Genomic DNA, 21,535 nt, shown 5'->3' with positions numbered 1-21,535 from the left:
GCGCGCCGATCGTTGCCGCCTTGCGTCACACGCCTTCGACGAGAACCGCGCGGTAACGAGCGCCCTTGAACCGGTGCTGTGCGACTTCCTGATACGCCGGGCTGTCGTACCACGCACGCGCGGCTGCTGTTGACGGAAACTGAACGATCACCACGCCCTCCGGCGCATCGCCTTCAAGAACCTGCTGAGGCCCGTAGGCAGCGAGGACCGTGACGGGATGCCCCTTGAAGGTCTCGCCCACCTTGCTCTGATAGATGTCGAGTTCAGCCTGATCCTGCGTGCTCTCTTTAGTGAAGACGATGTATGTCGCCATAACGTACGCTCCTGAAGTGTGGTGAAGATGCGCACGACGTTCCCCTGCGAGCGTATTGGACCTCGGTACGCAGCGTCGGCGCATAGTCGAATCTTATTGCATCCTGCATTCTAGCGTCGCGCTAGCTATCCTGCCGTCGCAGCCACTTCGAGGTCTCCGGAAAACACGGCACGCGACGACATAATCTTTCGCATTGATGCCAGCATGAGAACAGCGGCGCGACCAACGTTGCTCCACGGCGTCACAGGTCGATCGGCAAAGCGCCGCGCATACCATCGCATGGTCAGGCAATACCTTGGTGTGATGGCGCCACTCGGGAACGGGACCAAAATACAAGCGGTCATGGTACGTCGCAATAGGAGACCGCTGTGACAGCGCTCTCCTTCATCGCGCCTGGCGGCCTCTATCCTCCAGGCCTGCGCGCGCCAATTCCGCGGCAACGCGAAGACCACGAACATCTGCTCCGATGAACGCCTCCAACCTCAAGCATTCCCTGCGGCGAAGCCGCGCTTTAGCACTGGCCTCAATGAACGGAGACTGCAATGAAAATCCTGTTGGTTCTGACTTCGCACAACGTGCTCGGCGATACCGGCAAGCCGACCGGCTTCTGGCTCGAAGAATTCACTGCGCCCTACTATGCGTTCACGGATGCCGATGCGGAGGTCACCGTGGCCTCCCCTAAAGGCGGCCATCCACCAATCGATCCGAGAAGCGACGATCCAGACAATCAGACCGACACCATGCTGCGCTTCAAGAAAGATCCTGCGACCCAGAAGGTGTTGGCCAACAGCGTCAAGCTCGCCGACGTCAAGGCCGCCGACTACGACACGATCTTCTATGCCGGCGGCCACGGCCCAATGTGGGATCTGACCAACGACAAGAACTCGATCGCCTTGATCGAGGATTTCTACAACGCGGGCAAGCCAGTCGCCGCCGTCTGTCATGGCCCGTGTGTTCTGCTCAAGGCGACCTACGAGGGACAGCCTCTCGTCAAGGGAAAACGCGTCACCAGCTTTACCAACGACGAAGAAGAGGCTGTGGGTCTCACCAAGGTCATGCCCTTCCTCGTCGAGGATGAGCTCAAGCGTCTGGGCGGCCAGTTCGAGAAGGTGGAGAACTGGGCCGTGCTCACGGTTGTCGACGGACGGCTGATCACCGGCCAGAACCCGGCCTCCTCCGGCCCGACTGCCAGGGAGTTGCTGAAGGTTCTGCAGGCCTAGTTTCAATCGGGCGCGGGCCACGAAGTTCGCGCATCTGTCGGCGACAGAAGCCTCTGCCGTTTTGAGGCGCTGAATATTCGAAGCTGTACAGTTCTTTCAAAAAAAAGCCGGACGCTCACACGTCCGGCTTTTTTTCTTCGGCATTTGCGGTAGATTGATCGCGACATTCGCGATTAGTCGAGCCGGTCAGCCGCAAAAGATTTTTCAGGCGCGGCGCACCTGGGCATCAGATTTGCTGCTCAATCACCTTGCGTGCGTGACGCGTCTTGCAACGCTCACTACCCGAATGTCCGACACCCCGGCGAATCGTTCGCCAATGGGTCCAAATCCTGCTTCAGCCCGCCGCCCGGCCGCCCTTGTCGCCGGATTGTGGCCTCTCTCGCCATGAGGAGAACGCATGATGCAACAGACCGCCTCCAAAACCCCGCAACAGAGCGCCGACCCCGACGCAGCCCGGACCACCCGTCAGCCTTCCGCGAACGCGACGATGCCAGTCGAGTTGACCGTCAACGGCAATCTCTACACGCTGTCGCTCGATCCGCGCACCACGCTGCTAGATGCGCTGCGCGAGCATCTGCATCTCACCGGCACCAAAAAGGGTTGCGACCACGGCCAATGCGGCGCGTGCACAGTGCACGTGAACGGACGGCGCGTGAATGCGTGCCTGTCGCTCGCGGGAACGCACGCCGGCGACGACATCACCACAATCGAAGGCATCGGTCAGCCTGAAGCGCTGCATCCGATGCAAGCCGCGTTTGTAGAATGCGACGGCTATCAGTGCGGCTACTGCACGTCGGGCCAGATCATGTCCGCGGTCGCGCTGCTCGGTGAAGCGGTCGGGCCGGACGACGCCGAAGTGCGCGAAGCGATGAGCGGCAATCTGTGCCGCTGCGGCGCCTATCAGAACATCGTCGCGGCGATCCAGCGCGTGCGCGGCCAATCCTGAGGAGCGCCATCATGGAAATTTTCCAGTTGTCGCGCGCCAACGGCGTGCGTGACGCGATCACAGCGGGCGCGACTTCCGCAACGGCCCAGCAAGGTGCGCAAGTGCGCTTTCTCGCTGGCGGCACGACCTTGCTCGACCTCATGAAACTGAACGTCGAGCGCCCGACGCGAGTCATCGACATCAGCCGGCTGCCGCTGGACCGTATCGAAGCGCTGCCCGATGGCGGCGTGAAGATCGGAGCGACGGCACGCAATGCCGACCTTGCATTGCATCCGCTGATCCGCGCACCGTACGCCGTGCTGTCGCAGGCGCTGCTCGCCGGAGCCTCGGCGCAATTGCGAAACATGGCGACGACCGGCGGCAACCTGCTGCAACGCACGCGCTGCGTCTACTTTCGCGACACCGCCATGCCATGCAACAAGCGCGAGCCGGGCTCGGGCTGTCCTGCGATCCAGGGATTCAATCGCACGCTGGCCATTCTCGGCGCCAGCGACGCCTGCATCGCCACCAACCCGTCGGACATGAACGTCGCCTTGACCGCGCTCGACGCGATGATTCACGTCGAAGGGACGGACGGCGCGCGCAGCATCGCGATCGACGATTTCTTCGTGTTGCCAGGCACAACGCCGCAGCGCGAGAACGTGCTCGACGCGGGCGATCTCATCACGCACGTGACACTGCCGCCTCTGCCCGCGGGCGCCCGCTCGGTTTATCTGAAACTGCGCGATCGCGCGTCGTACGAGTTCGCGCTGGCGTCGGCCGCCGTGGTCGTGACGCTCGACGGTGGCCGCATCGGGCATGTGCGCGTCGCGCTCGGCGGCGTCGGCACGCGGCCTTGGCACGCGCTCGAAGCGGAAGCCGTGCTGCGCGGCGCAACGCCCGATGCCGCAACCTTGCGCAAGGCCGCGGATGCCGCGCTTGCAAATGCGAAGCCGCAAAGCCAGAACGGCTTCAAAGTCGAACTCGCGCGCCGCTGCATCGTCCATGCGCTGACCCAGGCTACGGCCACGACGCCCTGAACCGTCCATCGAGAGGAACGCACCATGTCTACCTTGCCCGACTCCGTGCTGTCCGTGATCGGACAGCCTCAAGCGCGCGTCGACGGACCGCTGAAAGTCAGCGGCAGCGCCACCTATACCTCCGATGTAGATCTGCCCGATCTGCTGATTGCCGTGCCGGTGTGCAGCACGATCGCGAGCGGCCGGCTCGTGTCGCTCGATATCGCGGACGCCGAGGCGATGCCCGGCGTGCACGCGGTGCTGCATCGGGACAATATCGGCCGCTTCTACCGGCTCTCCGGCAACTCGATGGAGACCGGCTTCGTCGACGAAGCACGGCCGCCTTTCGAAGACGACATCATCCGCTACTACGGCCAGTACATCGCCGTCGTGATCGCCGATACCTTCGAGGCGGCGAGCGCGGCATCGGCGGCGATCGGGGCCCGCTACGAAGTCACGCCGCACGATGTACGCGACGAACTCGAGGCCGACGACAAGCCCAAGGTCGAAAGCGAGCGCGGTGACCCGGACCGTGCGTTCGACACGGCGCCGGCAACGCTCGACGCAACCTACGTGACGCCGACGGAGACGCACAACCCGATCGAACTGCATGCAACGATCGCGGACTGGGACGGCGAGAACTACACGTTTTACGAGACCACTCAGGCCATTACGGTCCACCTGGGCACGCTTTCGCAGATGCTCGGCGTGCCGAAGGAAAAGATCCGCGTGATCTCCCGCTATCTCGGCTCCGGCTTTGGCGGCAAGCTGTGGATGTGGCCGCACTCGCTGCTCGCGGCGGCGGCGACACGTCAGATGGGTCGTCCCGTGAAGCTGGTGGTGAGCCGCAAGATGATGTTTCAGAACGTCGGCCATCGCCCCGTCACGCAACAGCGCGTGCGGGTGTCCGCCGAACGCGACGGCAAACTCACGTCATTGCAGCACGACTATGTCAACCACACCGCGATCGCCGACGACTACCAGGAAAGCTGCGGCGAAGTCACACCTCTCATCTATAGCACGCCGAATCTGCGCGTGACCTCGGGCGTCGCGCGCCGCAACGTCGGTTCGCCGACATCGATGCGCGGCCCGGGCGCCGTGCCCGGCCTGTACGCAATCGAATCGGCGATGAACGAACTGGCGCATGTGCTGAACCTCGATCCCGTCGAGTTGAGGCTGCGCAACGAACCGCGCGTCGACGAAAGCACGGGTTTGCCTTTTTCTTCACGGCATCTCACCGAATGTTTGCGCATGGGCGCCGAGCGCTTTGGATGGTCGCGGCGCACGCCGGGCGTCGGCTCGATGCAGCGCGACGGCCTGACTTTGGGCTGGGGCGTCGGCGCCTGCGTCTGGCCAGGCTTGCGCTTTTCCGCTGCGGCGGACGTCGATCTTCGAGCGGACGGCAGCGCCCGGGTGGTGTGCGGCACGCAGGACATCGGCACCGGCACGTACACGGTGCTCGCGCAACTGGTCGCCGAGAAAACCGGCATTCCGCTCGAGCGCATCGAGGTCGGTCTCGGCGATTCCGTGTTGCCTCTGGGACCGATTTCGGGTGGCAGCGCGGCCACGGCATCGGTGATTCCCGCCGTGCTCGATGCGGTGCGTGCGGCCACCAAGTTGTTGCTGTCGCGTGCGGCCGCCGTCGACGGTTCGCCGTTCAAAGGCGCAAGTGAAGACGAACTCGCGTTCAGCGCGGGGCATGTGCACCGCAAGGGCGAGACGCCTGAGCGCGGCGTGCCGTTCGGCCAGATTCTCGAAGCAGCGAAGATGCGCGCCGCGTCAGGCAGCGGCAGCGCCAAAGGCGGCTTCGACGATCCGCTCAAGAAACGCTTTTCGATCTATTCTTACGGCGCGCACTTCGCTGAAGTCACGTGGCAGCCGGAGATCGCGCGGTTGCGCGTGAGCCGCGTCGTCACGGTGATCGATGGCGGGCGCATCGTCAATCCGCGCGCCGCGCGCAATCAGATCGAAGGCTCAGTCGTGATGGGCGTCGGCATGGCGCTGTTCGAGCACACCATGTACGACAAACAGACGGGCGCGCCGATCAATAGCAACCTGGCCGATTACGTCGTCGCGACGAACGCGGACACTCCCGAACTCGACGTGACCTTTCTCGATCATCCGGACACCGTGTTCAACGAACTCGGCGCTCGCGGGATTGCGGAAATCGGACTTGCGGGCATCGCGTCGGCGATTACCGATGCTACCCATCATGCCACCGGCGTGCGCGTGCGGAAGCTGCCGATCATGATCGAAGATCTGCTGGCGGCGGAAATGACTTGAGGACGGATGTTCATTGGAGGTCGTGGCCGGGAAAGCTGTCCTGCCAGCTTGTCTTCTGATGATCGAAGACGAAACAGTCTTTGCATGCCGGGCCACGAATCGAAGCGTTTTCATGTCAATGTCTCCTTCCCAGAAGTGCGTCAACGGTCAGTGCATGACCGGCCGTAAGGCGATCCCGAACGGTCCCCGCGAAGATGCGGCGTCGCGTGGCTATCGCTTTGTCAATCCTGCGATCAGATCGTCTTTTGCACTATCGACGGAGTCTAAAGAAACTGTTAACTCGTGCCGGATTGTGGGTTGGCGGAGCGTTGTCGCGCTGCGTGCTCGTTCAAGGCGCGCGTGAAGCGGGCGGAATCCCAGTCCTCGTTGAGCGCGCGATGCATGAGTTCCTGCTGGCTTTCCGGCGCCAGGCCGCCGACCGGTGGATCACGGTCGAGGTTGGTCGGAAACGGGTAGCCCTCGGCGCAGGATGCGATTGCCGCGGTGATTTCCGTGTCGCTTATTCGCCCGGACGCACGGCGCTCACGCAATACCGGATACAACGCCACGCACATCCCCTTGCGGTCGAGCACTTCCATCGCGCGACCATAAGCCGATGAGACCTGCAAGAGGTTCGCCATGCGCTGCACGTCCGCGGTGCGATTTGCGCCGGCCGCATGGAACAACGCGGGATTGAAGAACACAGCGTCGCCCTTGGAGAGCGGCAGCTGGACGAAATGGTCCTCGAAGTACTCTCGAAACTCGGCTCGGCGCCACGCCAGATATCCCTCGTTATATCGCTGCGAATACGGCAGGAGCTTGGTCGGTCCACTTTCAACCGGCATGTCGCTATGCGCCACCGCGCCCTGCAGAGTGAGGAAGGGGGACATCCGATGGACGTGCGCGGGATAGCGTTCGGCCCTTTCAGCCGTCTGGAAACCGAGGTGGTAATCGCGATGCGCCTGTTGGGCAGCGCCGCCTGGGCGAACCACGTTGACCTGCGAGGTCATCTGGTAACACGGTCCGAGCCACGCTTCCGATGCAATCATCAGCATTGGATTTGAAAAGTATTCCGCGAAGACTTCAGGCGCTCGCAGGCAGAGCTTCTCCTGGGCGTTCCAGATCCGGTCATTCGCGCCTGCCTTGGCGAAATGATCTGCCGCACTCGAGCCTTGTTCGCGTTCACTACGAATAATGGATTCGAAGACGGCCGTTGCATCGTCGACCGGTCTGGTATCGACAAATGCCCGCCGAAGCACGAGTACCCCTGCGCCATCGTGAAGGACACGAGCCCAATCCGCCTGCAACTGCGCTCTCTGCGATGCGTCGCGTGTCATGCCATCGAGTTGTGGACAGTCGTAAATCGGAATCCGCTGCGTAATTTCCGCCGCATAGCGGGTCTGGCCGTGGTCATCGCCCTCCAGCAAAGCGACGAATTCGTTTAAAGCGCAATCGCGCTCGCGGTACCAACCCTGCTCGCGCTTTTCGATACGATCCTGGCTGCGGTCCATGTCTCTCTCCTCTGTACGGCAAGGATAGCCTCATGTCGATGCGCTCGCCAGGCGTGTGACGAATCGAAGCGCGGCGCCGTTTTCCCCCGTTTTCGCGAAGCCGCGGGCGTCAGGCCCTCGAAGAAACTGCCTTTATCCAAGCCCTGTACATCGCAGGGCCGGCAATCCATGAAAGCATTCGCCGATTAGCGGCCTACGCGGACAGCTTCTGCATCTCAGCGAAGAGATCGGCTTTGCCCTCGAAACCGATGCCGGGCAGATCAGGCATCGTGATGAAGCCGTTTTCCACCTGCACGCCGTCGGGGAAGCCGCCATATGGCTGGAACAGGTCCGGATAGGATTCGTTGCCACCGAGTCCGAGTCCAGCCGCGATGTTCAACGACATCTGATGGCCACCGTGCGGAATGCAGCGGCTCGGTGACCAGCCGTGTTGATGCAGCATGTCGAGCGTGCGCAGATATTCGACGAGGCCGTAGCTGAGCGCGCAATCGAATTGCAACCAGTCGCGATCCGGGCGCATGCCGCCGTAACGGATCAGGTTGCGGGCGTCCTGCATCGAGAAAAGATCTTCGCCGGTGGCCATCGGCTTGTCGTAATAGTTGCGCAGCGTGGCCTGCAATTCGTAATCGAGCGGGTCACCCGGCTCTTCGTACCAGAACAGGTCGTATTGCGAGAGTGCCTTCGCGTACTGGATCGCCGTATCGAGATCGAAGCGGCCGTTGGCGTCGACAGCGAGTTTTTGGCCGTCGCCCAGCACGCTCAGAATCCAGTCGATACGGCGCAGATCTTCGTCGAGCGAAGCGCCGCCGATCTTTTTCTTCACGACCGTATAGCCGCGGTCGATATAACTGCGCATTTCGTCTTTCAGCTTCCCGTGGTCCTGGCCCGGGTAATAGTAGCCGCCGGCGGCGTACACGAAAATCTTGCGATTGGGCTGACCATTACCGTAGCGGTCGGCCAGCAACTGGAAGAGCGGCTTGCCTTCGATCTTCGCCACCGCGTCCCAGATCGCCATGTCGATGGTGCCGATCGCGACCGAGCGCTCGCCGTGGCCGCCCGGTTTTTCGTTCGTGAACATGGTCGCCCAGATCTTGTGCGGATCGAGGTTGTCGCCGGCGTCGTTGACGAGCGTGGCGGGATCGGCTTCGAGAATGCGCGGAATGAAGCGCTCGCGCATCAGTTTGCCCTGGCCGTAGCGGCCGTTCGAATTGAAGCCGTAACCCACCACCGGCTTGCCGTCACGGATCACGTCCGTCACGACTGCGACGAGACTCAGCGTCATCTTGCTGAAGTCGATGTAGGCATTGCGGATGGGGGAACTGATCGGAACGGTCTTCTCGCGGATTTCTACGATTCTCATGACGGGGTCTCCTGAGTTTTGAGCACGTATCGCATGCGTCTGGCTGCAATGGAAACTAGCTTAGCCGCGAAATGAGGCGTTAGAATTCACTTTGATTCATTTCATTTTTTACTTTAAGTGAATAACCAAAGTGACCGCCGACCCTGCATCTGATTTCGAATTTTTCATCCTCCTCGCCAAGCTCAAAAGCTTGTCGGGGGCGGCGCGAGCGCTCGACCTCACGCCGCCGGCCGCGACCAAGCGCTTGGGGCTAATGGAACAGAAACTGGGCGCGCGCCTGGTCAACAGAACGACGCGCAGCGTCAGCCTGACGCCGGAGGGCGAGACCTACCTGCGCTACGCGACGCAGATCGTCGGGCAACTCCGGCAGATGGAAGATGAGATATCGGGGGCTCGTTCCGATCCCCATGGACTGCTACGCGTGAATGCGACGCTCGGTTTCGGGCGCACGGCCATTGCGCCGCTCGTGTCCGACTTCGCGAAGCGCTTTCCCAATGTGGAGATCCAGTTTGAAGTGACGGACCGGCCCATCGATCTGGTCGGGGAAGCGTTCGACATGGCGATCCGTTTTGGAACGCTTCCCGACAGCCGGCTCAGCGCCCGGCGCATCATGAGCAATCGCCGCTTTCTGTGCGCCTCGCCGAAATACCTCGAACGATTCGGGACACCGAAGCGTATCGAGGATCTGGTGCGGCACCGTTGCATCGTTCATCGCCAGAACGACGATGCTTATGGCGTGTGGCGGTATATGCAGGGCGACCACACCGAAGCGTTGAAGGTGAAAGGCGCGCTTTCGAGCAACGATGGCGACATCGTGCTGCGCTGGGCGCTCGACGGACACGGAATATTGATTCGTTCCGAATGGGATCTGGCCAAGTACGTTCAGAGCGGCCGGCTAAAACTGGTGTTACCCAATACCGTACTGCCCTCAGCCGACCTGTTCGTCTACTACCCTAGCCAGCGAAACCAGACGGCGCGGGCCCGGGCATTCATCGATTTTCTGATCGATCATTTTCAGGCACCGTTTATTCCGGTTGAGACGGGCGCTTTGCGTTACGACCAAAAGAAGAAAGCAGGCCGCAAAGCGTGAGCCGCCCGCTGTCATTGCGCGGGCGCCGTCTGCCCCAACTGCTCGCCGAACTGCAACGCCGCAAGCTGAGCATAAAGCGGAGAACTCAAAAGGAGTTCGGCATGACGCCCCTGCGCGACGATCCGCCCCTGCTCCAGCACGATGATGCGGTCGGCCTGTTGGACGGTCGCGAGGCGGTGTGCGATGACCAGTGTGGTGCGGTTTTGCGCGGCATTGTCCAGCGCCTTTTGCACCAGCCGTTCGCTGGCGGCATCGAGCGCACTGGTCGCTTCGTCCAGCAGCAGGATGGGCGGATTCTTCAGGATCGCGCGAGCGATCGCGATGCGCTGGCGCTGTCCGCCGGACAGCCGCACGCCGCGCTCGCCGAGAAAGGTGTCGTAGCCCTCCGGTAGTTCTTCGATAAAACCGGCCGCGGCCGCCATGTCCGCAGCCCGTTGCACTTGCGCGAGCGTGGCATCCGGCGCGCCGTAGCGGATGTTGTCGAGCACGCTCCCCGAAAAAATCACCGATTCTTGCAGCACCACGCCGATTTCCCTGCGCAAATCGACGAGCGGCACGTCACGCGTCGGCACGCCGTTGATCAGAATGCGGCCGGCTTGCGGATCGTAAAAGCGCAACAGCAACTGGAACAGCGTGGTCTTGCCCGCGCCGGACGGACCGACCAGTGCCACATGTTCACCGGGGCGAACCTCGATCGAGAGTGCGGAAAGCGCCGCGACGCCTGGGCGCGATGGATACGAGAAGCTGACATCGTCGAAGCGGATGCCCTCGCCTCGCGCAGGCAGCGCGACTGTCGTTTCGGCCTGCAACACCGGCGAGCGCGCCGCCAGCAATTGCAGCAAACGTTCAGTGGCGCCGGCAGCGCGCTGCAGATCGCCCCATACCTCCGCAACCGCGCCCACGGCGCCGGCCGTAAACACGGCGTAGAGGATGAACTGGGACAATTGGCCCGCCGTCATCCGACCGGCCAGCACCGCCTGCGCGCCGAGCCACAGCACGAATACGATAGCGGTGAACACCAGCACGATCACCACGGCGGTCAACCAGGCGCGCGCGCGAATGCGCGTGAGCGCGGTCTCGAAGGCCGTCTCCACCGCGCCGGCATAGCGCCGCGCCTCGAATGGCTCCTGCGTGTACGACTGCACGGTCGGCATGGCATTGAGCACCTCGCCCGCCAGCGCGCTCGTATTCGCGATCTTGTCCTGGCTCGCGCGCGAGAGCCGCCGCACGCGGCGGCCGAAGATCACAATAGGTGCGACCACCACGACCAGCGTCGCGATGATGTAGCCGGACAACACCGGGCTCGTCACCGCCAGCATCGCCACGCCGCCGGTCAACAGGAAGAAGTTTCGCAATCCCAGCGACAGGCTGGTGCCCACTACCGTCTGGATCAAGGTGGTGTCGGCGGTGAGCCGTGACAGTACCTCGCCGGTCTGCGTGGTCTCGAAGAATTGCGGGCTCATGCTCAGCACGTGATCGTAGACCGCGCGCCGCAAGTCGGCCGTGACCCGCTCACCCAACCATGAGACGAGGTAGAAACGCAGTGCCGTGGCGGTGGCCAGCACCAACGACACGACAAACAGCGCGAGGAAATAGCGATCGATGTGCCCCCGGTCGCCCGCGGCAAAACCACGATCGATCAGGTATTTGAACGCCACGGGCAACACCAGCGTGGCGCCCGCCGAGGTCACCAGCGCGAGGAACGCGAGCGCCCAGCGGCCGGCATACGGGCGCAGGAAGGGAAACAGTGCGAAGAGCGGGCTGATACGGCGTGAAGGCGGCGGCGGCGGCGACGTCATAGCGTCTGGCATGAGGATTCCCAAGCGGATCGAATATTCTCTCGATTGTAGGCGGCGGCTAAGAAAGGCAGGCGAATGACCTTGGAGATGGCAAAAATTTGACGCGATGGCGGTTTCGTCGATCGACTGGGCGGCAGCGGCATCCAGCCCATGCGGGGATTGCACACGGTAGCATCTGCTCGCCTCGACCGTGAGCCGCTGGGCCAGCTTCAGCGCATGCGCATCCGCATCGCCCGCCGCATCCCGGACGTACGCGAAGATCGCCCGCTCAACGCCCGGCGCCCTAAGCAGCAGAAGATGATCCTCCGTGAACACGTCCACGCCGAACGACGCCGTCACGGTCGTATAGCCCGCGCACCGGAACGTCTGCCCGTCGACGACCGATTCACTCACGATCACTTCCCGCTGTCCGCACAAACCGTCCGTGTTGGACACCCCACGATGCGGCCCCGGCAGGAATAAATGCTCCGGCAGGCTGTGCGCCCAGTCTGGTGGTAATAGTCCACCACCTGATCGAGCAGCGCCGCATCATCCACCTCCACCGACACCGGCGACTCCAGCGCCCGCACCCATCGCCGAACGGTCTGTCATCATCCAGGAGTCCTGGCGCTATCAGAAACCGGCACGCCTGCCCTTTCATCTGCGCAAGACCCCGCCCCTCTTTCCGTGGATGAAGCTCGCAGGCCGATGGATCGAGACCGCCGGTTTCGAGCCCGGATTACGCGTGCGTATCACCTTCGAACACCAGAAACTCATCATTGCGCCGCTTTAAATGCAAAAGGGCCGCAAAGCGGCCCTTCTTCAATTCACATCCCGCCACAGCTACTCTTCTTCCAGCGGGTCAAACCACAAATCAAAGTGCAACTCCATATCCAGCGATGCCAGCGCCGCCATCTGCCTCGGCCCAAGCGAAGGGCCACCATTTCCCGAAACGGAAGACCAAAAGCAGTAAGTTCGGTACCAGCAGCCCATCTCCTTAATCCTTTTCATGTCAACGCTATACGCTTCCAACTCTCGCAGTAAAAAATCCAAATGATCCGCGACGTCGACGGAGTCGAGTTCCCTGGTGTCGAAGAACCAGCCAAGAAGGCCGTTCTTATTGCTGGTTCTGGTCGGGGAAATTCTTATCTCGTCCGCCATGCGATTCATCGCATCGGCATCAGATCCATAAATACAAAGCGTTACGTAGGTCCTCGAACAAGCTGACATGTTTCATCCAATAAGTTAATACCGCGACTGACCGCCCCTCCCGCTCTTGCCGCCCTTCCCCACCGGACAACCTTCGCCATTCCACTGGTTCCAGAAGTCGTCAAGCATGGGCTTAGTGAAATTAACTGGACCCGGGATACCTTCGTCCTGCTTTATGCCATGCACCCAATCGCGGAAATTCTTATCGTTGTAGCCGTACCATTGGTCGCCCTTATGTAGACCAAAGGGATCGTTGAACTGAACCGGATTCCCACCCACATAAGCATACGCATTCGTCTGCCCACTCGCGTAGCCGATCGGGTCTTCGCTAATGAACCGCCCTATAGCCGGACTGTAATACCGGCTCCGGTAGTAATACATCGGTACTGCAACAGCGTGTCGCTGCCCACAGTTGGTCGACCGCGTCGTAGTTGCATCTGGCCGAACGTACCCACGCTCGAATGACCATAGGTAGCCCAAACTCCAAATCCACCAATTCGAGGGATAGCGCGTTGCGGTCCTTCTGTACTAAGTGCTATCTGCCCGAGCGTCCTCGGACGCGGACGATCGAAATAGCAGTCGATCGCAAACCACGGCAATTTGCGCCCCGATCGATGGCTCGAAAAGAACTAGCTCCAACCTCCCACTATTGAAGTCCGCTAACCAATGGTGTTTAAAGTCAGGTTTCAACCAGGAGCCGGTGTCGGAAAAGCTGGTAGCCCAAGTCACCCAGTAATCGATCTCCTCCGTCGAAAATTGTCGTGCGGTGGACCTTAGCACTCGGCTTACTACGTTTTGCAACACGAAATCTTCGGCGCGAAATGCTTTGACGCCGAATAACTCGACTGTGCAAAGTTGTCCCGTCACACGCAACAAGCCGATCCTGTTTACCGAGGTACCTCTATCCATGCTGATTGAGACTATTTCTGCATCGTGCAAGGAGAAGTCATCATAGGAAACATTACCGATATTCATTTTTCCGTCCATCATTTCGGTTGCCACGGACCATGAATAGGGACGGGATTTCCGCGGGAGGGATCGCCATTCTCCTTACGCCCCCAGTCATGCCCGTGCGGCACAGGTGTATTCGGACCATGGTGCTGGTCCCAGTCGACATCCCAATCCGGCCATCCGTCAGCACCATAACCTCGCTCCTGCCCACTACCCGGATTTACGTGAATCGACCCTGGCTCGCCCTTATTCGGCGTCTTACTTGGCCTGTTAAAAGTCGACCCATCAAGCAGATCACTAAACCATTTCGGAACCCCTCCCGAGCCCGGACTACAACCCGGCCCAGCCGGTGGAGGCGGTGGAAGGATGGGAATTGCCTGCAACCCTGCCGGATCCGTGAACTGAACCGGATTCCCACCCACATAAGCATACGCATTCGTCTGCCCACTCGCGTAGCCGATCGGGTCTTCGCTAATGAACCGCCCTATCGCCGGACTGTAATACCGACTCCGATAGTAGTACAACCCCGTCGCATCATTCTCCCGACCCGTGTACTGCTGCGTATTCGGATCCACGGCGCCCGTCTGGCTCGTTGCGCCATACGGCTCGTAGCTGTATCCCGTCTGACTTTGCTGGTCCCCATCCGTCAACGCAATCACATTGCTATTGGCATCGCGAAGCACATATCTGTCCTGGCTCGCGTCGTCACCGATGCGACGGTACGTCAGTTCATCCGGGCCGCCTGCCTGATACGGAGAGAACACCCGGATGCGCTTTGACCAGTCGCCGTCCGGCACCATGAAGTTCAGTTCATCGCCGAACCACGTGGTCTTCATCCGGTGGCCGTTCACCGTGTAATCCTTTCGCCGGTCGAATGCATCGTAGCTAAAGACCGCCGTCGTGCCAACGCTGATCCGGCTTAGCAGGTTCTGCTCATTCCAGCCGTACTGGTTCACGCCATCGCTGGCGAGATTGCCGTTCAGATCGTACGACATCGTTTTTGCCAGCCCAGCGCGTCAACTGGTTCGCCGCGTTGTACTGTGCGTCGTTCACCGCCTGCGGCAGGTTGACCTTTGCAAGGCTGCCGCCTGCTTTCGTGCGTCGTCCCGCCAGATCGTAGCCATACGTCAGGTCGCCAAACATGCTACCGTCGGCGCGCTTGTAGGTAATGCCCGTCAACTGGCTTGCTGCATCCCAGCCATAGGTTGCCGTCATCCCATTGGCGAACGTCGCCTGACTGAGTCGGCCGAGCGCGTCGTAAGCGTAACCGAACGTGCGCGGTGCTTCGTCATTCACGACATACTGGATTGCGGTTACGCGATGTTCAGCGTCGCGGCTGTAGTCCACCGTCGCCCGGTCCATGTCGATGCCGGCCAAATCGCGCGTGTCGGAGGCGTAGCGATATGAAAAGATTCCCTGGATAGTTGGATGATCAAACGTGCGGACCAGTTTGCCGGTAACGCCGTCATAATAGAGAGTCGTATCGACGCCTGCCTGGTTCCGGCCATCAACGGTTGGAACCACGTCGTACACACTCTGAAGCTTGTTGATTTCGTTTTTCCAGCCGTACATCCAGCTTCGGGCCGGCAGGACGCCGGGCGCCGACTGGAAATCCGTCTGCACGGGACGGCCGGCGGCGTCGTAGGAATAAGTCGTCACCTGCCCCTTGCGATCCGTTACCGACGCAATCTGCGCGGCGCTGTTCCACGTATAGGTCTCGCTGTGGCCAAGCGGATCGGTCTTGCTCACTGCACGGCCAATCGCGTTGTACGTGTATTGCGTCGTGACACCCTTCGGATCCGTCCTGCTGAGCACATGGCCGTTACGGTCGTACGTGAAGTGGGTTACACCGTTCAGCGCATCGGTAATATCCGTCGTCCGGTTCAGCGCATCGACGGTGCGGCGTGTCGTGTTGCCCAGCGGATCCTGTACTGCCGTCACCCGGCCCGCGGCGTCTGTCGTGAACTGCCTCGTGCGGATCAACGGATCCGTGATGCTTGTCAGGTCCGCGCCGGTCCACGTCCATTTGGTCACACCCTTGAGGGCGTCGGTCATTGTCAGCGGGCGACCCTGGCTGTCGTTCGTCCATGTCGTACGGTTACCCATCCGGTCAGTGGCCGTCAGCAGGTTGCCCTTTGCGTCGTATGTATAAACGGTGCTCACGCCGCGTTGCGGGTCGCCCGCCTGCGCTTCGGTCAGCAACTGGGAGTAGCTGTCGAATGTGCCTGTGAAGATGGCCCCGTACTGATCCGCCTCACTGGTGAGATTGCCGTTCGCGTCGTAGGTATATGTGTACTGGCGATCCGTCGACGTGAGATTTGTCACGCGTCCGTTCACATCGCGCGTGAAGGTCTGCACCTGCTGTTGCGACTCTCCCGCAGGATAAGTATTGCGCACCACGCGCCCATTCGCGTCAAACTCCAGACGGCGGATACTGCCGCGCCTGTCGGTCACTTCGGTCTGCGTGATTTTGCCGCCCGTGACCGTATAAGCCATTACAAACGTGCTGCCGTCAGCAAGCTTCTGGGCGACAACGCGGTCGTTGTCGTCGTAAGTGTTCAGGACCTGCTGGTTGCCCTCGGGATCAGTGATGCTGACTAGACGGCTCTTCGCATCCCAGCCGTATTTCCAGACGCCGCCGCCCGCATCGGTGATCTGAACCAGACGGTCCTGGCTGTCGTACTGATAGCTCACCTGGCGGTTCAACGTGTCGGTAACACGCGAAATGAGCGGCGTGCCACGCGCACCGACCGTGGAGGTAAACGTCAACGTGCGGCCGTTCATGCTTTTGATGTTTGTGACTGCGCCGGTGTTGCTGTCGCGGGAGATCGTCACCGTATTGCCGTTGCGGTCCTGCAACCGGGTCAACCGGTACATGCCGCCTATCGTCGTGAACTGCATCGTGCGACCGTCGCGCAAGGTAAGCAGTCTGGATGTACCCGTGCCGGTGATGCTCGCGCGATAGTACTTGCCCGGGCTCGTCAGGTCGTCCCAGGTCGTGGTGGTACCCGCACGAAGCGTGAACGGAATCCGGATTCCGCTCGGCAGATACAGCTGGATAAGCTGCCGCACATTATTGCTGTCGGCGGCGCTCAGCGTCAGGTAGCTGTCGTAGTTGAAGGTCGCACCGATGCCAAATGCGCCGGCCATCGGTCGGCCGGATGTGTCGTAGGCGCTGCTGCGATAAACGCGCGCCAGATCCAGCGCGATCGTGTCCGCGAGGTGCAGGTCATGCGCGACCAGATGCAACTGGCCCGTATTCAACTTGACCGGATCGCCTCCCGACGTGCTGCTGCCGCAACCGGCCGTAGCATCTGCGCCGCTGCATCCGCCCGAGCCGCTGCCATTTGCACCGTCGCTGGTATCATTGGCGCCCCCTGCGCCATTACCTGCGCCTGCGCCATCGCCATTGCCTCCGCCGCTGGCTCCGCCAGCGCCGTCGATGTTGTCGCCGTCAACGTTATTGCTGTCGTCGGGCGAGGGCGGCTCAACCGTCGTGCCACCGGAGGACCCGGCACAATAGTTGTCTATTTGATCCGTGCCGCCGCAAAGGAAACCACCTATGCCACCGTAATCAGCCGCCGAAGCCTTAAACTTACAGGACGGATCGCCAGGAAAAGCTCCTGACGTGGCATAAAGTGTATTGCACTCCGCTGCATGCGCATGCGGTGCTATCAACCACGACAGCAAAGCAAATAAAAACACGACGAACGGACGCAGCAGCGCGCGACGCGCCGCAAAGGCGTCGGTGACTTGCATGAAAATTCCCGGATGAAAGAGGAAACCGGATCGACTATCGCGAGCCGGTTGAGCCAGATGCGAGAACGGAGGGAGACACTTGGGAATCAGCCGCAAGCGAAGGGATGGCGCCGCGTGCCGAAGGCACGGAAGACACCGTTACCGGCCTTCGGATTCCGATGATGTTTCCGGCTGCGTCATAGTCGTAATAGGCGGTGGCGCCTCCCACCGAAACTGACGTGAGCCTGCCGAGGGCGTCGTACCCATAGGCAATTTCGTCAGCCTGTGCGGGCGCAGCGAGAGCTAAGAGAAAGACCATTGCGCCGCCGCTGGCGACACGCCGCGTGTTCCGGCGAGCACGCCAGTTTCGAAATAGATCGACCATCGATATCCCCATTACAAGACCTGTAGTTTTGCTAACCAGGTCGACAGTATCGAAATCAGAATTGAATTTATAGGGGACCGATCTTTAATTTAAGCAGAAAATTCCCTACGGCCATAAACCAATGCATCGTCCATCGCCAGTCCGACGAACCAACGAAGCAGGATATTGTGATTGTAGGGCTGGTCGTCCGATTGATTGTGCAGGCGGCGCCTCGATAATCGGCGCGATCATCCTGCTGGTCATTTACGGACTGGTGCGCCGGCGGAGCTAGCGCGTTTGCACGATCTTCCCGGCAGGGCAGGACGTGCGGTGCCTGAGATCAACGGACGCTGACTGACTGTCTGCAACCTCATCAGCCCGTTGAATCAAGTGACAGCCGCCAGCATCGACTGACGGCAGCCCACCACGGCACACCGGCAAGCATATTGTGCTCGAACGTCCTCGTCCGAGGGATCGTCGGTCGCCAGCAGGTATTCGATAAACAGTTCTTCGCCTGCCTCGATCGGCCGGATCGTGTGAATGAAGATGCGGCCATCATCTTCGATGGTTTCGCAGTTCGGCGCGCAGGCGTGGTTCAGCCATCGCGCACTATTGCCGCCACGGCTTCCGTCGATCACGCGTCCGTCCGACAGGCCAAAAAGAAACGTGTGCCCGGCGACACCTTCGCGCCGATGCCGGCGCACGGCTTCCCGCCAGCTCGTCAATTCGCCCCGGTATTCAAGCACGCACTCACCCGCCGCGAGCGGGCGCATCGCGAACACACCCTTCCCGTGGACTGACGACCGCCGTACGATCACGCGCCGCATATCGTTTCCTTCTGACTGACTGACTGACGCACCAGTATGCGAGTGCAAATTTGCACTCGCATGACTTTGTGCCGGCTATCGACACTTGCAGCCATCGCGTCGACCGACAGTAGCCACCCGAGTATCGACGAGGCGCTGCGGGCGCGCGGTCTGCATCGGCACATTGAGACGCTGCGCCGATCTATTGCTGCGGCGAAGCTTCCAGAAGGCCCTTAAGTTGCGAAACCGCCGTATCGGATTCCGATTGAATCCGCGCGCGCAACACCAACCAGTTGAACATAGCGAACCACAACGACGGCGAGCGATAAGTGAATTCACGTTCGAAGCGAGTTCCGCTCTCGGTCGATGTCAGCGAATAAGTGACGGTGCCGGCCGGTCTGTTATCAATCGTTCCTTCTATTGACCACTTGCCCGGAGGCTCCCGCGTGGCGACTGTCCACACGACGCGGCCACGTCTTCCCGCTACGCGGAATTCCTCCGTTACCTGCTCGCCCAGATCGAGCGGATGGTCAACCGCGCCGCTGACCGCAAGCGATGACGGATGCCAGGCGGGCCAGTGAGCCGGGGTCGTGACATAGTCGAATACGACAGTGGGAGAGCGTTGAATCGACGCGACCGTCACAATGCGCGTGTCGAGCCCGATTCGCTGCGGCAGTGGGATAAAGAGCAACGCGATGAAAACGAGCACGGCCAATATCGCCGTGAGGAACCGTGTACGGTTTTTCATAACGCTTAATACTCTGCGTGCTCCAGACGAAGTTATTCTACTGCGGAGCCGTGGGTCAGGCGGATCGAGTGCGAGCGTTATCGTCCTGGATCAGCAGATGACGTGTTGTCCGGCAGCGCGACCGAGCGCAGGGACTGCGCCTCGATAGATCTCCTCGGCCGCGGTTTCACACCAGCGCCCCGCGAACAAGCACATCAACCACCGTGATACATCGGATTGATGCTATCGCCCGGGGCACGCCGCCCGGATTGCGACTTACCCGATTCACTGCCGCCGACGCCGCTATGGTTCACGTCAACCACGCCGCTGTGGCCTTCTGCCGCCGCCTTCGCTGGAGCGGTTTGACCGCGATGCGCTACTGACGTAGAGACGTCGCTTCGATAGGAAGAAGTATGGTCGTCACCACCCGCGAACGCGGGAGCTGTTAGCAATGCGATGCTTGCGACTAACAGAGCGGCAATAGATCTCACTTTCATGGCGACTCCCATAAGCTTGTCGAACATTCAAAGGCACCCGCATCGGGTCTATTGCGGCGCGCGCGATGCTCAACGTCGATGGGTCGACGGGTAGGAGTTTGCCGCGCGCTAACAAGGTGGCTCAAACGAACAACGAGTTTTCCGGCATCCGACCAATGCATGCAGATGCCGCGGCGATAGCGTTAAACCGTCCGTCGTTGTACCCACAGTTATCAATGCACGGGTTGTGCCAATGCTTGTTCGCTCATCTTCCGAGCGAGCGCAACTAGCTGAAAATAACGACCTCGGTGTCCACTACGAGAGCTTTTACAGTCGGATTGAGGAGTCGTGACGTCTGGCCATAGGCGACGTTTCTTGAGTTACTGTGTGTGGTCACCCAACATATCGAGTAACTGAGTCGGAACTTAAATACTCATTCATTTGCGCGCCCCGCGATCACGATCGGTCGTGGCGGTCGTGCTAGAGTCGAGCATCTTTCTTTATCGCATCGCCCTTATTCCGCCACGGCGCAAAACGTGAACATGCAGATTCCAGCGATCGTTCCTGAACAAACCGCTCTGGTTGTCATGCATTATCAGACGGACATCATGCGGTTATTTCCATCAGTCGCACCTGCTCTGCTCGCCAATACGCGCAAGCTGTGCGACGCCGCGCGGGCCAAAGGAGTCAGCGTTTATTTCGCCAGGATTCACTTTAGTCCAGGCTATCCGGAAGTCAGCCCGTTAAACAGAAACGGGCAGGGAATCAAGCAACTGGGTCTTTTCGTCGACGACGAGATCGCGCCGGAACTCGGCCAGCAAGCGACCGAGCCGCTCATCATCGCGCATCGCGCCAGCGTGTTCTTTGGCACCGATCTGCAGGCGCGGCTTTCCGCACAGGGGATCGATACGCTAATCATGGTGGGCATAGCGTCGACCGGCGTCGTGCTGTCGTCGGTTGCGTACGCGAGCGACGCGGACTTCCGCTTGTTCACTGTGAAGGATTGCTGCTACGACCCGGACCAGGTCGTGCACGATCATCTTTTTTCCACGGCGTTCGAGTCGCGCACCACGGTGCTCTCGCTCGTTGATGCCTTGTCGTTGCTTGCCTAGCGCGTGCTGGAATTGTTTCGGCTGTCGCTGCCAGGCAGCGGCTCCACTCCGGTGCACGGTGTTCACGTCGATCTTCGACGCTCAAGAAAACAACGGCAAAGATTCAACTGCCGTTTGGCGCTGGCGCCGCGAAGTCGCGGATCGGCTGGTTCGCGCGGGAGCATATTCGCCAACGGAGCCGAGCCGCTTGTTGAGATCCGACAGTGCTTTGCAGACAGACGTGCGATCGGGCATTGCGACCAATGCCAACTCGAGCCGGTTCAGCAGTTCCGGCAGGCTCGATTCCCCAGTCATCTTCCCTGCGAACTTCCGCTTCCGCATAAGACCGCTCCCTGATTCGACAGACGCTGCGCGCACAGTCCCTCATGCTACCAGGTCGACAGGGACGCGTCCAGGCAGGTTGGGAAGATCGACCTCCCAAAAGGCGATGACGTCCGAGGCAATAACCGAGGCCGAATCGAATAGCGGCCTGCCTATGTTCGCGAATAGTTTTCCGCGCTGACTTGTCCGTCATTTGCATCTGGACCGATTATGATAGTGACGGACGACATCGTATTCATCGCCTGAGGTGGTTCGGGGATCGGCCGTGGCCCGTCTCGCTGAATCACCCTGCAAGCTCGGCAACCAGGTCATGATTTCGGCGCGCGTAGCAACGCGCCCCGAGTCAATCCTGC

19 protein-coding genes are annotated in these 21,535 nt (G+C 60.7%); 8 read left to right on the top strand and 11 right to left on the bottom strand.

Annotated elements, in window-relative coordinates:
* Positions 1-25: 25 nt before the first annotated feature.
* Positions 26-313, bottom strand: coding sequence for a DUF1330 domain-containing protein (locus tag ACFSNN_RS05700; RefSeq protein ID WP_134460204.1), 288 nt, complete (start codon positions 311-313; stop codon positions 26-28).
* A gap of 542 nt (positions 314-855) precedes the next feature.
* Between ACFSNN_RS05700 and ACFSNN_RS05695 the strand changes: the two genes are divergently transcribed.
* The 4 genes from ACFSNN_RS05695 (at position 856) to ACFSNN_RS05680 (ending at position 5,760) form a co-directional block, all read left to right on the top strand.
* Entirely contained in the window at positions 856-1,533 is a 678-nt protein-coding gene (locus ACFSNN_RS05695) for a type 1 glutamine amidotransferase domain-containing protein (protein WP_134460207.1), read from the top strand.
* Positions 1,534-1,930: 397 nt separating this feature from the next.
* Positions 1,931-2,479: a (2Fe-2S)-binding protein gene (locus ACFSNN_RS05690; RefSeq protein WP_208949540.1), complete on the top strand. Its 549-nt coding sequence runs from the start codon at positions 1,931-1,933 to the stop codon at positions 2,477-2,479.
* Between the two features lie 11 nt (positions 2,480-2,490).
* On the top strand, positions 2,491-3,498 hold the full coding sequence (locus ACFSNN_RS05685) for an FAD binding domain-containing protein (RefSeq protein WP_134460210.1): 1,008 nt from the start codon (positions 2,491-2,493) through the stop codon (positions 3,496-3,498).
* Positions 3,499-3,522: 24 nt separating this feature from the next.
* The gene (locus tag ACFSNN_RS05680; protein ID WP_134460213.1) at positions 3,523-5,760 is read left to right on the top strand and encodes a xanthine dehydrogenase family protein molybdopterin-binding subunit; all 2,238 of its coding nucleotides are present in this window, start codon (positions 3,523-3,525) and stop codon (positions 5,758-5,760) included.
* Between the two features lie 275 nt (positions 5,761-6,035).
* Here the strand turns inward: ACFSNN_RS05680 and ACFSNN_RS05675 are convergent, their stop codons facing one another.
* Positions 6,036-7,250: a phytanoyl-CoA dioxygenase family protein gene (locus tag ACFSNN_RS05675; RefSeq protein WP_134460216.1), complete on the bottom strand. Its 1,215-nt coding sequence runs from the start codon at positions 7,248-7,250 to the stop codon at positions 6,036-6,038.
* Between the two features lie 193 nt (positions 7,251-7,443).
* The gene (locus ACFSNN_RS05670; RefSeq protein WP_134460218.1) at positions 7,444-8,610 is read right to left on the bottom strand and encodes a mandelate racemase/muconate lactonizing enzyme family protein; all 1,167 of its coding nucleotides are present in this window, start codon (positions 8,608-8,610) and stop codon (positions 7,444-7,446) included.
* A gap of 130 nt (positions 8,611-8,740) precedes the next feature.
* Between ACFSNN_RS05670 and ACFSNN_RS05665 the strand changes: the two genes are divergently transcribed.
* Complete coding sequence (locus tag ACFSNN_RS05665; RefSeq protein WP_134460221.1) at positions 8,741-9,700, top strand: LysR family transcriptional regulator; 960 nt, start codon at positions 8,741-8,743, stop codon at positions 9,698-9,700.
* A gap of 11 nt (positions 9,701-9,711) precedes the next feature.
* Here ACFSNN_RS05665 and ACFSNN_RS05660 read toward each other — a convergent pair whose 3' ends face one another.
* On the bottom strand, positions 9,712-11,511 hold the full coding sequence (locus tag ACFSNN_RS05660; RefSeq protein WP_208949609.1) for an ABC transporter transmembrane domain-containing protein: 1,800 nt from the start codon (positions 11,509-11,511) through the stop codon (positions 9,712-9,714).
* A gap of 658 nt (positions 11,512-12,169) precedes the next feature.
* Between ACFSNN_RS05660 and ACFSNN_RS05655 the strand changes: the two genes are divergently transcribed.
* Entirely contained in the window at positions 12,170-12,271 is a 102-nt protein-coding gene (locus tag ACFSNN_RS05655; protein ID WP_244323038.1) for a SymE family type I addiction module toxin, read from the top strand.
* Between the two features lie 50 nt (positions 12,272-12,321).
* On the opposite strand, the gene ACFSNN_RS05650 is transcribed toward ACFSNN_RS05655, so the two are convergent.
* The 4 genes from ACFSNN_RS05650 to ACFSNN_RS05635 all read right to left on the bottom strand — a co-directional run bounded on the left by ACFSNN_RS05650 (position 12,322) and on the right by ACFSNN_RS05635 (position 16,902).
* A complete protein-coding gene (locus ACFSNN_RS05650; RefSeq protein ID WP_134460224.1) occupies positions 12,322-12,708 on the bottom strand; it encodes a DUF4279 domain-containing protein in 387 nt (128 codons plus the stop codon).
* A 15-nt stretch (positions 12,709-12,723) separates the two neighbouring features.
* Positions 12,724-13,167 (bottom strand): RHS repeat-associated core domain-containing protein, encoded by a 444-nt coding sequence (locus ACFSNN_RS05645; protein WP_279631154.1) that lies wholly within the window; start codon positions 13,165-13,167, stop codon positions 12,724-12,726.
* 506 nt (positions 13,168-13,673) lie between these two features.
* Positions 13,674-14,633 carry an RHS repeat-associated core domain-containing protein gene (locus ACFSNN_RS05640; protein WP_279631155.1) on the bottom strand — a complete coding sequence of 320 codons (960 nt, stop codon included), beginning with the start codon at positions 14,631-14,633 and terminating at the stop codon, positions 13,674-13,676.
* Positions 14,572-16,902, bottom strand: coding sequence for a DUF6531 domain-containing protein (locus ACFSNN_RS05635; protein WP_244322879.1), 2,331 nt, complete (start codon positions 16,900-16,902; stop codon positions 14,572-14,574). The genes ACFSNN_RS05640 and ACFSNN_RS05635 overlap by 62 nt, the downstream gene beginning before the upstream one ends.
* Here ACFSNN_RS05635 and ACFSNN_RS05630 point away from each other — a divergent pair.
* Positions 16,870-17,265, top strand: coding sequence for a hypothetical protein (locus ACFSNN_RS05630; protein WP_244322880.1), 396 nt, complete (start codon positions 16,870-16,872; stop codon positions 17,263-17,265). The two genes, ACFSNN_RS05635 and ACFSNN_RS05630, sit on opposite strands and share 33 nt — an antisense overlap.
* An 861-nt stretch (positions 17,266-18,126) precedes the next feature.
* Here ACFSNN_RS05630 and ACFSNN_RS05620 read toward each other — a convergent pair.
* The 3 genes from ACFSNN_RS05620 to ACFSNN_RS05610 all read right to left on the bottom strand — a co-directional run bounded on the left by ACFSNN_RS05620 (position 18,127) and on the right by ACFSNN_RS05610 (position 19,797).
* Positions 18,127-18,567 (bottom strand): SET domain-containing protein, encoded by a 441-nt coding sequence (locus tag ACFSNN_RS05620; protein WP_134460229.1) that lies wholly within the window; start codon positions 18,565-18,567, stop codon positions 18,127-18,129.
* Positions 18,568-18,748: 181 nt separating this feature from the next.
* The gene (locus ACFSNN_RS05615; protein WP_134460232.1) at positions 18,749-19,294 is read right to left on the bottom strand and encodes an SRPBCC family protein; all 546 of its coding nucleotides are present in this window, start codon (positions 19,292-19,294) and stop codon (positions 18,749-18,751) included.
* A 194-nt stretch (positions 19,295-19,488) separates the two neighbouring features.
* Complete coding sequence (locus ACFSNN_RS05610) at positions 19,489-19,797, bottom strand: hypothetical protein (protein WP_134460235.1); 309 nt, start codon at positions 19,795-19,797, stop codon at positions 19,489-19,491.
* Positions 19,798-20,291: 494 nt separating this feature from the next.
* Here ACFSNN_RS05610 and ACFSNN_RS05605 point away from each other — a divergent pair, with 494 nt between their 5' ends.
* Positions 20,292-20,861: a cysteine hydrolase family protein gene (locus tag ACFSNN_RS05605; protein ID WP_134465486.1), complete on the top strand. Its 570-nt coding sequence runs from the start codon at positions 20,292-20,294 to the stop codon at positions 20,859-20,861.
* The last annotated feature ends 674 nt before the right edge of the window (positions 20,862-21,535 follow it).

It is taken from the genome of Paraburkholderia dipogonis (genome assembly GCF_042680985.1).
Classification (GTDB): domain Bacteria; phylum Pseudomonadota; class Gammaproteobacteria; order Burkholderiales; family Burkholderiaceae; genus Paraburkholderia; species Paraburkholderia phytofirmans.
The sequence above is the reverse complement of the archived record's forward strand: the minus strand, read 5'-3'. Positions and strand labels throughout refer to the sequence as shown.